Source organism: Pseudoalteromonas piratica, assembly GCF_000788395.1.
GTDB classification, from domain to species: Bacteria; Pseudomonadota; Gammaproteobacteria; order Enterobacterales; family Alteromonadaceae; genus Pseudoalteromonas; species Pseudoalteromonas piratica.
Genome location: NZ_CP009888.1, coordinates 2,105,865 through 2,120,527 on the forward strand (window position 1 = coordinate 2,105,865; position 14,663 = coordinate 2,120,527).

9 protein-coding genes are annotated in these 14,663 nt (G+C 41.5%); 7 read left to right on the forward strand and 2 right to left on the reverse strand.

The window, feature by feature from the left end; translation table 11 throughout:
- Positions 1-49: 49 nt before the first annotated feature.
- Positions 50-1,651, reverse strand: coding sequence for an alpha-glucosidase (locus OM33_RS09810; RefSeq protein WP_038641270.1), 1,602 nt, complete (start codon positions 1,649-1,651; stop codon positions 50-52).
- A 476-nt stretch (positions 1,652-2,127) separates the two neighbouring features.
- On the opposite strand from OM33_RS09810, the gene OM33_RS22555 reads away from it, so the two are divergent.
- Genes OM33_RS22555 through OM33_RS09840 form a run of 6 tightly spaced genes read left to right on the forward strand, consistent with a single transcriptional unit; the run spans position 2,128 to position 12,387 of the window.
- On the forward strand, positions 2,128-2,271 hold the full coding sequence (locus tag OM33_RS22555) for a hypothetical protein (RefSeq protein WP_199922440.1): 144 nt from the start codon (positions 2,128-2,130) through the stop codon (positions 2,269-2,271).
- A 26-nt stretch (positions 2,272-2,297) separates the two neighbouring features.
- Complete coding sequence (locus tag OM33_RS09820) at positions 2,298-5,093, forward strand: TonB-dependent receptor (protein WP_038641274.1); 2,796 nt, start codon at positions 2,298-2,300, stop codon at positions 5,091-5,093.
- A 57-nt stretch (positions 5,094-5,150) separates the two neighbouring features.
- Complete coding sequence (locus tag OM33_RS09825; protein ID WP_199922539.1) at positions 5,151-6,647, forward strand: tryptophan halogenase family protein; 1,497 nt, start codon at positions 5,151-5,153, stop codon at positions 6,645-6,647.
- Complete coding sequence (locus tag OM33_RS09830; protein WP_038641278.1) at positions 6,648-8,450, forward strand: alpha-amylase family glycosyl hydrolase; 1,803 nt, start codon at positions 6,648-6,650, stop codon at positions 8,448-8,450.
- A gap of 3 nt (positions 8,451-8,453) precedes the next feature.
- Positions 8,454-9,947, forward strand: a complete 1,494-nt coding sequence (locus OM33_RS09835; RefSeq protein ID WP_038641280.1) for an MFS transporter — start codon at positions 8,454-8,456, stop codon at positions 9,945-9,947.
- Between the two features lie 25 nt (positions 9,948-9,972).
- Complete coding sequence (locus OM33_RS09840) at positions 9,973-12,387, forward strand: glycoside hydrolase family 15 protein (RefSeq protein WP_038641282.1); 2,415 nt, start codon at positions 9,973-9,975, stop codon at positions 12,385-12,387.
- A gap of 31 nt (positions 12,388-12,418) precedes the next feature.
- Here the strand turns inward: OM33_RS09840 and OM33_RS09845 are convergent, their stop codons facing one another.
- Positions 12,419-13,438: a LacI family DNA-binding transcriptional regulator gene (locus tag OM33_RS09845; RefSeq protein WP_038641284.1), complete on the reverse strand. Its 1,020-nt coding sequence runs from the start codon at positions 13,436-13,438 to the stop codon at positions 12,419-12,421.
- 250 nt (positions 13,439-13,688) lie between these two features.
- On the opposite strand from OM33_RS09845, the gene glk reads away from it, so the two are divergent.
- Positions 13,689-14,654, forward strand: a complete 966-nt coding sequence (gene glk, locus OM33_RS09850; RefSeq protein WP_038641285.1) for a glucokinase — start codon at positions 13,689-13,691, stop codon at positions 14,652-14,654.
- Positions 14,655-14,663: the final 9 nt, after the last annotated feature.

Below are 14,663 nucleotides of genomic sequence, written 5' to 3' on the forward strand. Positions count from 1 at the left end.
AAATCTTCAAATAAAATGGTAATTCCATTTACCCTGCGTTAGTAATCTTTTAGTGTTCAATAATCACGTAACCAAAACCATTTAGTGTAGCATTGGCGTAATGATTTTCTTTGATCACAGTACCTGAAAGTGCAAGAGGCTGACTTTCTGAACCTAAATTAAAGTAACAACTGACTGTTTTACCCTCGAAGCTGCGTTCAAAAGCAAGGATATGATCATCGCTTTGGATGAAGGTAATATCACCATAAAGCAAAGTATCTATTTGCTTTCGCCAAGCAAGAAACTGTTGGCAGTGAACCAATGGCGAATTACTGTCAGCCTGCTGTTTATCAATGGCAACGGATTTATGCGCATCAACAACAGGTAACCATGGTGTTGCATTTGAAAAACCACCAAATTCGCTGTTGTTGCTCCAAGGCAGTGGTGTACGACAACCGTCACGACCTTTGAAATTCGGCCAGAATGTGATGCCATAGGGGTCTTGTAATTGTTCAAAGCTAATTTCTGCTTCTCCTAAACCAAGTTCTTCACCTTGATACATACACACGCTGCCACGCAGTGTTGCGAGTAGGGCATGGAGCATTTTTACTTGCTCTGTATTCACAACTCCGTCTTTGCTCCAGCGCGATGCCACACGCTCAACATCATGATTGCTAAATGCCCAGCATGGCCAACCTTCGGTCATTTGTGATTCTAGCGTTTCAACTGTAGTGCGAATATAGCTTGGGCTGTAGTCTTTTGTCAGCAGTTCAAAGCTATAGCCCATATGCAATTTATTACCACCTGAGGTGTACTCACTCATAGTCGCGAGTGAATCTTCAGAGGAAATTTCACCTAAGGTTACCGCACCTGGGTATTTATCCATCAAGCTGCGAATAGCTTGCATAAACGCTAGGTTCTCAGGTTGCGTATTATTGTAATAATGGTATTGGAAGGCATATGGGTTGTCTTCACTAAAACCACGGCCTTGGCGTAAATGTTTAGGTTTTGCTGGATTGTCTCTTAGCGCTTTGTCGTGGTAACAGAAGTTTATCGCGTCTAAACGGAAACCATCTACACCACGTTGCAACCAAAATTCAACATTATCTAAAACTGCGTTACGTACTTCCTCGTTATGGAAGTTTAAATCAGGTTGCTGGGTTAAAAAGTTATGGAGATAGTACTGGCAGCGACGAGGCTCCCACTGCCATGCACAGCCACCAAAAATTGAAAGCCAATTATTGGGTGGTGAACCATCATCATTTGCATCAGCCCAAACATACCAGTCAGCTTTTGCATTGTTTTTATCTTCACGGCTCTCTAAAAACCAAGGGTGCTGATCTGAAGTGTGGCTTAAAACCTGATCGATCACGATTTTAATATCGCGTTGATGAGCTTGCTTAATTAGTTCATCAAAGTCTGCAAGTGACCCAAAAAGCGGGTCAATGTCACGGTAATCACTAATGTCATAACCAAAGTCTTTCATTGGTGATTTAAAAAACGGTGAGATCCAGACAGCATCAACGCCTAACTCTTTAATGTAATCCAGTCGATTGATAATTCCTTTTAAATCTCCCACACCATTATTACTAGTGTCTTGGAAACTGCGTGGGTAGATTTGGTAAATAACCGCACCTTGCCACCAATGTAATTGCGCTGTTAAATTCGACATCGTGATCTCGTTACTTATTGATGCTATTCGTTTTATTTCATTTGTTTTGTTAAAACGCTGGTGTTTCACCGAGCGAATAACGTTCAGCTTACGCCATATTTAACTGAGGAGTAAAAAGCCTACATACGTATGCATTGAAAATAGTTTTCTAAGATCTACCATTTTAATGAGATTTGATTGGTCACACTAAATTACCAATTTAAACAAATTATGCTCAATGCTATTATTTATCAGGTAAATATTGGTAAGACCAATTTATCAAAAGTGCTAGACTGCACTTTTAAGGTGCAATTAAGTGTACTTTTATGGGGTTTTGCACAGAAATGGCTCTTGGTTGTGACCAATTTATGTCAATTTGTTTAAAGTTTTGATTTTAATCAGTGATAATTTTAAAAAACCTTTAGAATCAATGTTTAACAAAAAAACAATGTAAAAAAATTGTAACTAAGTCGGTCATTGCATAAATTTGAATACGTATGCATTTTGTTGTGGTTGCTAAATTTATAGCGTTACTATCACTGTCGGCAACAAACGCGAACTCATTTGGTGCAACTGCTACAAGTATTGTGACTAAACGTAACGTGATTAGTAATGATATTTCGCACCATGATTTGCACTAGCAATAGTCAACCGGGAACAGAAATTTATGTCTATTTTTAAACCAAGCATGCTTACTCTTGCGATGATGGCAGCAGGTGTTACTTCTGCAAATGTGTATGCAGCTGATAACGCAAGTAACGACAAAGAACAAGAAAAAGAAGTTGAAGTTATTGAGGTTAAGGGCTTTCGCGCAAGCTTAGTAAAAGCAATTAACACCAAGCGTTTTTCACCAGAAGTTGTAGAGTCAGTTTCTGCTGAAGATATTGGTAAATTACCAGATTCATCAATCGCTGAATCAATCGCACGTTTACCGGGTCTTGCTGCGCAACGCTTAGATGGTCGTGCAAGCCGTGTAACCATTCGTGGATTTGGTGAAGATCATGTTGGCACAACGTTTAACGGTCGTGAACAAGTATCAATCACGGATAACCGCGGCGCAGAGCTTGATCTATACCCATCTGAAATCATGAGTGCGGTTACGGTATATAAAACACCAAGTGCAGATTTAGAAGCATCGGGCCTAGCTGGTGTGATTGACCTACAAACAATTAAGCCACTTTCATTGGATGAGCGCATTGTAAAAGTAAACGCAATGTACGAGCAAACAAGCTTCGATAAGCTTAATCCAGATGCAGACGACAATGGCTTCCGTGGCACTCTTTCATACATTGATCAATTCGCAGATAACACGCTAGGCGTGGCTGTTGCATTTAATACCATGTCTTCGCCTAACCAGGAAAAACGCTGGAACTCTTGGGGTTACCCTGAATTTACAGGTGAAGATGGCCAAACTTATTCAGTATTAGGTGGTGCTAAACCATTTGTACGTTCATCAACGCTTGAACGTGACTCTGTAATGGCAGTGATTGAATACGCGCCAAGCGAAAAACTACGTATGGTGTTTGACACTCTTTACGTTGATTTTGTAGATGAGAAAATCTTACGTGGTATCGAAATTCCATTTGCATGGGGCCAAGGTTCTATTAGCGCAGATACAGCAGTTGTTGACCCAGCAACGGGTTTTGTAACATCTGCAATTACTGAAGGTCAGCGTGTAGTTGTTCGTAACGACTACGAAGACCGTAGTGCAGAAATGACGTCATTTGGTTTTAACCTTGAGTATGACTTAAATGATTCATGGTCACTTGAGTTTGATGCCAGCCATTCAAGCGTTGAACGTGAAATCTGGAGTATGGAAAGCTATGCAGGTACTGGCCGTGGAGATTCACGCGGTGTAGCTGATAACCTTGGTTACACGTTTAATTCAGGTAATGCAGGTGCAACCTTTACACACGGGCTTGATTACAGCGATTACAACCTAATTCAAATTGGCGGCCCATTATCATGGGGTTGGAGTTCTGCACTAAATGAAAAATACGGTGTTGTTGGCACAGAGTACGAAAACCAACTACAAGATGGTTTCTTAAACACACCGGAAGTAGACGATGAATTAAACGCACTTCGTCTTGCTGCAAGTAAAGTAGTTGAAAGTGACTACATTAGCTCTGTTGAATTTGGTTTATCTTACAGCGAACGTGAGAAAACTAAGCGTTCTGAAGGTTACTTCTTAACAGTTTCAAGCTTCTCGCTAGACAACCCAGGTATGATGATGGTGCCAGAAGAGTACCGTTTAGGTACGGCTAACCTAGATTTCATCGGTATGGGTGACATGATTGCTTTTGATTCACGTGCAATGGTAGCAGATGGTTACTTTGATTTACTGGCAGAAAGCCTGACTAACCCAAGTCATGCAACGAAATCGTGGACAGTAAAAGAACAATTAACCAGTGCGTTTGTAAAAGCAAATATTGATGCTGAAATTGCAGGTATGCCTCTAACAGGTAATGCTGGTTTACGTTATGTTCAAACTAAGCAAGAGTCTCAAGGTAACGCATTCAATACACAAGACGGTAAAGTAATTACGTCACCAACTCATATTGAGCATGATTACTCACACGTATTACCAAGCTTAAACCTATCGTTATCAATTGATGATGAGCAATCTGTTCGTTTTGGTGCTGCGAAGACAATCTCGCGTGCACGTATGGACGAAATGAATGCATCGGTTAATGCGACTTACAACCAGCAGCCAGACGAAAATGGCAGTAACTGGAGTGTTAACGGTGGTAACCCAACACTTGAACCATATCAAGCAATTAACTTTGACCTGACGTATGAGAACTACTTCAGCCCTGAAGGTTATTTCTCGATAGCGCTTTACCACAAAGATTTACAAGATTGGATCTTCGACGGCAGCTACTACATTGATATGACGGGCGTTGCAGATCCTGCAACAGGTGAAATTCCTGCAAACCCTGACGGTACAGGTAGCGGTAAAGTAAATGGTGGTGACGGTACAGTACAAGGTGCTGAATTCTCAGTAACATTACCATTTAATTACTTTAGCGATGTGCTTGACGGCTTTGGTGTTATTGCAAGTCACACAGTGAATAGCTCAGACATGGTTGACCAAGATGGTAACGATTATGAGATTCCAGGTCTTTCTAAGAGCATTCAAAACCTAACCTTCTACTATGAAAACTATGGTTTCCAAGCGCGTGCAAGCATGCGTAAGCGTGATGACTTTAAAGGTGATGTTTACGGCCGTGGATTTGATTCACAACAAGTGGACATCCTTGGTGAGACAATTTGGGATGCGCAAATTGGTTACGACTTCTCTGAAAGTGGTTTAGCAAGCCTGGAAGGTATGACAGTGACATTCCAAGTACAGAACATCACTGAAGAACCGTTTGTATCGCTATCAGGTGACAATGCTTTACAAGTACGTGACTACCAAGATTATGGTCGTACGTTCTTACTAGGTGTTAACTACCAGTTCTAATTATTTGAACGCACTAACAAAGCCCTGAAAAGGGCTTTGTTTTTATCTGAGGTAATGATGACGAATAAAATAAATAACGTTGTGATTGTAGGTGGTGGCACTGCAGGCTGGTTAAGCGCAAGTTTATTAGCAAAAGTGTTAGGTAAGCACCTATCTATTACCCTTGTTGAGTCGGAGCAAATCGGTACAGTTGGCGTGGGCGAAGCGACAATTCCACCAATTATTCCATTTAACGCCGCCATTGGCGTGGATGAAAAAGCATTTATCAAAGCGACTAACGCCACAATTAAACTGGGCATTCAGTTTGAAAATTGGGGCCAGCAAGGCGAGCAGTATATGCATGCCTTTGGTGGTTTTGGTAAAGACTTTCCGTTCTGTAACTTTTTAAACTACTGGTTAAGGGCAAAAGAGCTTGGCGATACCAGCAGTTTTTGGGATTACTCAATAAACTACCAAGCCGCTAAACGTAATCGTTTTAATAAGCTTAATACGATCCCTAATACGCAATTACCTGGCATAACTTACGCTTATCACTTTGATGCCACCTTGTATGCGCAGTTTTTACGAAGCCATGCTGAAAAACTGGGTGTAAAGCGTGTCGAAGGAACCGTTGAAACCGTCAATACCGATGAAGAAACCGGTTTTGTAAACGAAATAGTCCTTGATAATAAAGAGCAGATATCAGGTGACCTATTTATAGATTGTTCAGGGTTACACGGATTATTACTCGACAAAACGCTGAACGTTGGTTTTGAGGATTGGAGTCACTGGTTACCTTGCGATAGCGCATTGGCAGTACCCTGCGAACATGGTGAGCAAGCGATTAAACCGTATACACGCTCAATTGCACATAACAGTGGTTGGCAGTGGCAAATTCCGCTAACGAATCGCATAGGCAATGGCTTAGTTTACGCCAGTAAGCATTTGTCTGATGAAGACGCAAAACAGTTACTGCTTGATAACCTTCCAGGTAAGGCGCTTGCTGAACCGCGTTTAATTCGCTTTCGAACTGGCAGACGTTTAAAACAATGGCATAAAAATGTGGTGGCAATTGGTCTTTCCAGTGGCTTTTTAGAGCCACTTGAATCAACCAGTATTCACCTTATTCAAACTGCTGCCACCCGCCTTGTGAAGCATTTTCCGCTACATGGTATCAGCGATAGTTTAGTGGCTGAATATAATCGACAAAGCCAAATTGAGTTTGAACGAATTCGCGACTTTATCATTTTGCATTACAAACAAACGGCGCGTGACGACAGTCCATTTTGGCGTCAATGTCAGCAAATGGAGATCCCAGAAAGCCTCGCCCACAAAATGAAATTATTTGAACAGCAAGGACTGTTTTGCCGTCAAGATGATGAGTTGTTTAGTGAAATAGCGTGGCAGCAAGTAATGTTAGGCCAGGGGGCATTACCACAGCAGTATCACCCGTTAGCACACAATTTAACTGATGAGCAGCTCACTGAGATGCTACAAAACTTAAAAGTGCTGATCACCCACACCAGTGAGCAACTGCCGACCCATAATGAATTTTTACAACGATTTGGTAATTAAATGAAAAAGAAGATGTATGCCTTTTTAGCGCTGTTACTGGCGTCTCATAATGGCAGTGCCCAATCAAACATAGTTGAAGAAAAAAACGCAGAGCAAAAGCCAGTTGTTTATCAAGTATTTACACGTTTATTTGGTAACACGAATACAACGAATGCGCCTTGGGGTAGCAAAGCGCAAAATGGGGTAGGTAAATTTGACGATTTCACACCAAAAGCACTAAATGAAATTAAAGACTTAGGTGTCAGTCATATTTGGTATACCGGTGTTTTACACCATGCAATGGCGGATGATTACAGCGAGTTTGGCATTAATTTAGATGACCCTGATGTGATTAAAGGCCGTGCGGGCTCACCTTATGCTATTAAAGATTATTATTCAGTAAATCCAGATCTTGCGAAAAACCCTGCAAAACGTGTTGAAGAGTTTGAAGCCCTGATTGCACGCAGTCATGCTGCAGGCCTTAAAGTGATTATTGATATTGTGCCAAACCATGTTGCGCGTCGATATCAATCACTTGCAAAGCCAGAGGGGGTTGTTGATTTAGGCGCGCAAGATGATACGTCAGTGGTTTATGCAAAAACTAACGATTTTTACTATATTCCTGGAAAAGCGTTTTCACTGCCTAAGTTCCCTGAAAGTTATTTACCTTTAGGTGGTGAAGCGCATCCACTTGTTGATGGCAAGTTTGATGAAAACCCTGCTAAATGGACCGGAAATGGTTCACGTAAAGCCCAGCCAGACTTTAATGATTGGTATGAAACGGTAAAAGTTAACTACGGTGTTAAGCCCGATGGTAGCTATGACTTTGCTCCATTACCAAAACAATATGCGCATAAAGGTTACCAAGATATCGTGACATTTTGGCAAGACAAAGCGTTGCCAAGCAGTTGGCAAAAAATGCGAGATATCGCTTTTTATTGGCTTGACAAAGGGGTTGATGGCTTTCGCTACGATATGGCCGAAATGGTGCCAGTAGAATTTTGGAGTTATTTAAATGCCCATATCAAACTCAAAAACCCGCAGGCTACATTGATTGCCGAAGTATATAACCCAAGTCTTTATCGCGATTATATTCATTTAGGTAAGATGGATTACTTGTACGATAAAGTAGGCTTTTACGATACGTTAAAATGGATTATGCAAGGCAAGCAGCCAGCAAACACCTTAATGCCAGTACACCATGAAGTAAGCGACATTGCCCCACATATGCTGAACTTTTTAGAAAATCATGACGAGCAACGTATTGCCAGTCCTGATTTTGTCGGTGATATGAACAAAGGCAAACCTGCCATGGTGGTATCTCACCTAATCAGTCAATCACCTAGCTTAATTTACTTTGGCCAAGAAGTGGGCGAACCAGGTGCAGAAAATGCGGGATTTGGTAGTGCAACGCGTACCAGCATTTTTGATTACATTGGTGTGCCTGAGCATCAGAAATGGATGAATCAGGGTGCATTTGATGGTCAGTTATTATCAACACAACAACAAGCACTGCGAAGCTTTTATAAAACGGTACTTAATCTAGCGAAACGTGATGCCATTAAACACGGCGAAATGATTGACCTGACTGAGTCACTCGGTAAGGCAAATAAACACGTTATTGGCTTTTTACGTCAAAGTAACAAAGAGACACTATTAATTTTGGCAAACTTTGACAATAAAGCACATTCAGTGAGTTTACCTTACCAAACCAAAGGACACAGTTTACTTAAGTTTGCAGGAAACAACCAAATTCAAGTGTATAACAATAATACCAACTTCACTCTTGCGCCACAGGGTGCAGTAGTAGTGGCTGTGGAGTAACTTATGACAACATCCGTGCAAGACAAACCAACGCTGTCGTTTTGGCAAATATGGAATATGTGTTTTGGCTTTATGGGCATCCAATTCGGTTTTGCCTTACAAAGTGCCAATGTGAGCCGTATTTTCCAAACCTTAGGTGCAAATATAGATGATATTCCCATCTTGTGGATTGCAGCTCCCTTAACAGGCCTAATAGTACAACCAATAGTAGGTTACTTTAGCGATCGCACTTGGGGAAAATTAGGTCGCCGTCGTCCATTTTTTCTGTATGGGGCACTGCTTACTTCTTTGGCGTTATGCATTATGCCAAATTCACCTACCTTATGGATTGCAGCAGGCATGTTATGGATTATGGATGCTGCGATTAATGTCACTATGGAACCATTCCGTGCGCTGGTTGGTGATAATTTACCGAAAAAACAACGTGGTTTAGGTTATGCCATGCAAAGCTTTTTCATCGGAATTGGCGCCGTTGTGGCTTCGGCACTGCCGTGGATGATGACTAACTGGTTTGGCATTAGCAACACGGCAGAAGCCGGAGTAATTCCACAGTCGGTAACGTATTCATTCTATTTTGGCGCGGCGATTTTACTACTTGCAGTATTGTGGACCATTGTTTCAACCAAAGAATACAGCCCTGAAGAATTAGCTAAATTTGAAGACCCAGAAATCACACTAGCGTTCTCTCAAAACAGCACGTTGCCATTTGCCAAAATTGGCACAGGGCAATTAGGTCTAGGGATCGTCATTTTAGCGTTTGTGTATGTGCTGTCGCTTGGTAAAGACATTGTCTTTCTTGGCGGTGCACTCGTGGTGTTTGGTGCATTATTTTTATTATCAAATCAGATGCAAACAAAAGGTAATACAAGTAACGGTTTTTACACGGTAATGGCCGATATGATGTCCATGCCGAAAACCATGAAACAATTAGCGGTAGTACAATTCTTTAGTTGGTTTGCCTTGTTTGCCATGTGGATTTACACCACGCCTGCGGTGACAAGTTTTCATTTCGGCAGCAGTGATGTGGCATCAAAAGCCTATAACGATGGCGCCGATTGGGTAGGCATCTTGTTTGCCGCGTATAACGGTTTTTCGGTTATTGCAGCGGTAGTGATCCCCTTGATGGTTAAAAAACTCGGATTAAAAACAAGCCATATGATCAATCTAGGTTTAGGTGGCGCGGCAATGATCAGTTTTGCGTTCATTGAAAACAGCGATCACCTTATCTACGCAATGATTGCAATTGGTTTTGTGTGGGCATCGGTTCTATCGCTGCCATACGCCATGCTCAGTAATGCACTTCCAAGTAACAAAATGGGTGTGTATATGGGTATTTTTAACTTTTTTATCGTGATCCCACAGATGCTAGCGGCCACAATTTTAGGCTCGCTTGTACGTTATGTGTTTAATGGTGAGGCAATTTATGCCTTAACCTTGGGTGGTATTTCGTATTTGATTGCAGCAATTGCTGTAACGCGTGTGACTTATAACAAGTAAATGACAACAAGTGAAAGTATTAACTATGTTCAAAAATAAATTCATTAAGCACTCATTACTAGCAAGTGCTGTAACACTGGCTATTTCAGGTTGTGGAAGTGAACAACCAAATACCAAAGATGTTAATTCACAGGCTTCAGCATCTCCTGCAGAGGTTGCACCAGGCGCACCGGGTAACAAACCTTATTGGGCTTATTCAGGCAAAACGGGCATTGGTACCAGCTATGAAGCGTATGTAGACGGTGCGTATAGTAACAAAGCTGTAACCGGTGATGTATCGACAGTATGGTTTTCACTTGCCCAAGGTATTATTACCGAAACGATGTTTGGTTTAATTCACCAAGCGCAATTAAAAGAAATGCAATTTGTGGTAAAAGGTGATGATTTTGTAGCCACCGAACTTGATGATACGGCATGGGAAATTGATTACTTACAAAAAGATTCACTGGGTAGACCAACGTCATTAGCATACAAATTGGTAAATACTGACAAGCAAGGTCGCTTTAAAATTGAAAAGCATATTTTCACCGACAGCAATGATCAAACACTGTTTGTTCGTGTTGCTTTAGAGTCATTAAACGGTAAACCGTTATCACTTTACGTACACGCCAATCCATACGTTAATAACAATGGTGTTGGTGATAGTGCAATGGTAAAAGAGGGCAAATTGATTGCCATTGATGGTGATAATTATTTAACGCTTACGGCAAACAAAGCGTTTGAGCAAACCAGTGTTGGCTTTATTGGTAAATCAGATCTTATATCACAACTTAGCGCTGGTAATGAATTAACAAGTTATGCGTCAACGGGTGACAAACCAGGTAACGTATCGCTTGATGCACTGCTTGGTACAACATCAAGTAAAGCTCAATTTGATTTAACGCTATCGTTTGGTAATACATTAGAAAAAAGTGTTGCTTCTGCGGAAAATAGCCAACAAAAAGGCTATGACCAACTACTAAAAGAGTACGGTACAGACTGGCAGCGTTATTTAGCATCACTTGACCTGGAGTCACTGAGCACACAATCAGCTGATCAAGGCCGTTTAGCATATGCCAGTGCGTTAGTATTAAAAGCACAAGAAGATAAAACCCACGCAGGTGCCTTGATTGCATCATTGTCTAACCCTTGGGGCGATACAGTACCCGCAATTGAAGGCCACACTGGATATAAAGCGGTATGGGTTCGTGATTTTTATCAAGTTGCAATGGCATTTTTAGCCATGGGTGATAAACAAACGGCCAAAACCGCATTTGAATACTTAGAAAAAGTACAAGTCACAAACAAAACACCAGGCAACCAGGGCGATACAGGGTGGTTCTTACAGAAAACGCACGTAGATGGTGAGCTTGAGTGGGTTGGTGTTCAGTTAGACCAAACCGCCATGCCAATTATGCTTGGTTGGAAGCTTTACCTTGCTGATGTACTAACCAAAGATGAACTTGTTCACTGGTTTAACAAAATGCTTAAACCTGCGGCAGACTTTTTAGTGGAAGGTGGCCTTGCCAAAATTTTATGGAATGATACCGAAATCAAACCACCATTTACCCAGCAGGAACGTTGGGAAGAACAAGCAGGACATTCTCCTTCAACAACTGCAGCCGTGATTGCAGGGCTTATCACAGCCAGTGAAATAGCAAAGCTTGCCGGTGATGAAGCCCTTGCAGCAAAATACTTAACGGTAGCAAAAGGCTACAATAGCCAAGTCGAATCGCGTATGTACACAACGAAAAGTACACTACCAAGCGATGCATCAAATGGTCAGCACTTTGTGCGCATCAGCCAAGATGACGATGCAAACTCATCTACTTTGCTAGGCGATAACAACGGCCGAAAAGGCCTTGTTAAGCAAAGCATTCTTGATGGTGGTTTTTTAGAGTTGGTTCGTTATGGGGTACGCAGTGCTGATGATAAACACATTATCGATACCTTAGATGAATATGATGCGCTTAACTTACCGGAAAACCTTAAAGTTAAATACAACTTTACCTTTGCAGGCGTTGAAGGTGAATTTCCTGGCTGGCGTCGATATGGTAATGATGGCTATGGTGAAGATGAAGTGACGGGCACTAACTATGCTGAAGGTGGTAACAATACACCTGGGCAGCGTGGACGTGTTTGGCCATTTTTCACCGGTGAACGTGGTCATTATGAAATTGCCAAGCTAGCGCAATCAGGTCAGTTTGATAAAGCAAAGCAAACAAACTTGGTAAACACCTATGTAAAAGGCATGGAACAATTTGCCAACGAAGGTTTAATGTTACCAGAGCAGGTGTGGGATGGTGTTGGGGTTAACCCACACAACTACACATTTGGTGAGGGCACCAATTCTGCAACACCGCTTGCGTGGACTCATGCAGAGTACATTAAACTATTGCGCTCAATGTCTGATAAGCAAGTATGGGATTACTACCCAGTTGTGAAAGAAAAACTAAATTAAACTAAAAAGGCGCGTTAAGCGCCTTTTATTTTTATGCAGATTTTCGCACTACTAGCGTGGGTTTAAGTTGGGTTTGTTGCGGTGGCTCATCTTTTAATTGGGCGAGCAGGTTAGCAACTAACATTTCACCCGCAACGGAAGTGCTTTGATTCACCGTAGTCAGCGATGGCTCAGTAAAGTTCGCAACCGGAATATCGTCAAAACCAATCACACTAATATCGTTTGGTACATTGAGCCCAGCCTCTTTTATCGCACGAATAGCACCAATAGCGATTAAGTCGCTGGCTGCGAAAATAGCATTTATCGGGCGTTTTAAACTAAGTAATGTTTTGGTTGCATTGTAGCCAGACTCATCAGTAGAAATGGCATTAATAATCTGACGAGCATCCACATCGAGACCGTGCTTTTGTAGTGTGTCTTTAAAACCATTGAAACGCGCGAAGAATTCCGGGCTGTGCTCGGATGCATCACCAATAAATGCACATTGAGTGCGTTTTTTAGCAATTAAAAACTCCGCAACTTGTTCACCACCAAAGTAATTGTCACAAGATATTGATAACTCAGGGCGAGAGTCAACTTGTGCCCCCCAGCAGACAAATTTGGTGTCGTGCTGTAGTAAAGTTGCAAGGCGCGCCTGATAATCAATGTAATCACCATAGCCTAACAAAATAAGGCCATCTGCTCGGTGGCTATCCTCGTATTGTGCTTGCCAGTCTTGATCCATTTGTTGAAAAGAAACAAGCAAATCATAGCCTTGATTGGCGCATGCGCGCGTAATCGACCCCAGCATAGATAAAAAGAAAGGGTTAATATGTGATTCATCACTGGTGGGGTCTTCAAATAAGAGAAGCGCAATGGTATTACTTTGTTGAGTACGTAAGTTACTGGCGTTTTTATCAACCTTATAATTAAGCTTCTTGGCGATTTCAAACACTTTCTTTTTGGTTTCTTCGTTCACCAACGGGCTGTTGCGTAACGCTCGAGATACAGTCGATTGCGATACGCCTGCATAATGGGCAATATCAAAGGACGTAGCTTTTGATTTACTCAACTCAACACCTTTTTATTATAAACATGTGTATTTAGCGGGTAATTTAGCCATAAATTTGATAAAAAAACTAACTTTATGTTCTGAGATATTGAATTTAATCTGACACCGGTGTCATAATTGGCAAACTAAACCGGAGTCAATTGGGTTTGTTGCCATTTTATTTGATGTCTGTAGCAGGGCTCAATTAAAACCAAACGAGTTGCAATTTCTGCACTTAAAAAACTTAGCCAATTCAATTGAGAGATTTTATATGTTTGAGCCTATTATAGTTGCAGATGTTGGTGGTACCAATGCACGTTTTGCATTGGTTAGTGCGTTTGATAAATCAACTAAGCAAATTACGTTTGATAATATTCAAAAGTTTTCGAGTTTGGATTTTGAAAGCTTTGCTGATGTATTGGCTGCGTATGTAAGAACGTTAACCGTTGTACCAAAAAAAGCATGTTTTGCTGTCGCAGGTCCGCGTAAGCAAGACACGGTGTTTTTAACAAACCTTGGCTGGCAGTTTAATGTGAGTGACATTAAAGCGCGCTTTGGCTTTGAACAATTTAAAGTAATTAATGACTTTGCTGCGTTTGCTGAAGCTGCGCCATACATTAATAACGATGAAAACTTGGTGGTTAAAAACGGTGAGGCCAATCCACATGGCAATATTGCTGTCATTGGCCCTGGTACTGGTTTTGGAGCAGCAGCGTTGGTTAAAGGTGAAGATTCAAATGTGGTGCTTAGCTGCGAAGCAGGCCATATCAGCCTTGCAGCATGTAATGAACTTGAACGTAACCTGATAAATGCATTGAGCGACGAGTTTGAACACGTTTCTGTGGAACACGTGTTTTCTGGTCAAGGCATTGAAAACTTATACCGAGCCATGGCAAAAGTACACAATGTTGACGCTAAAGACATTGATGCGCCAACCATTACCTCACTTGCGCTTGCAAACGATGATACTATTTGCGTAAAAACACTTACGCAATTTTGTGATTGGATTGGCGCAGTCGCAGGCGACCTTAGTTTAACCTTCAATGCAACCGGTGGGGTTTACATTGGCGGTGGTATTTTGCCTCGATTCCAAGATAAATTATTAGCCAGTGAGTTTAGTAAACGGTTTGTTGCAAAAGGAAAAATGCAACATATAGTGGAAGACATTCCCGTCGTTCTCATTACCCAAGACAATATCCCATTACTCGGCGCAGCAGCCAGTTTGGATGAGAATTAATAATTAGAG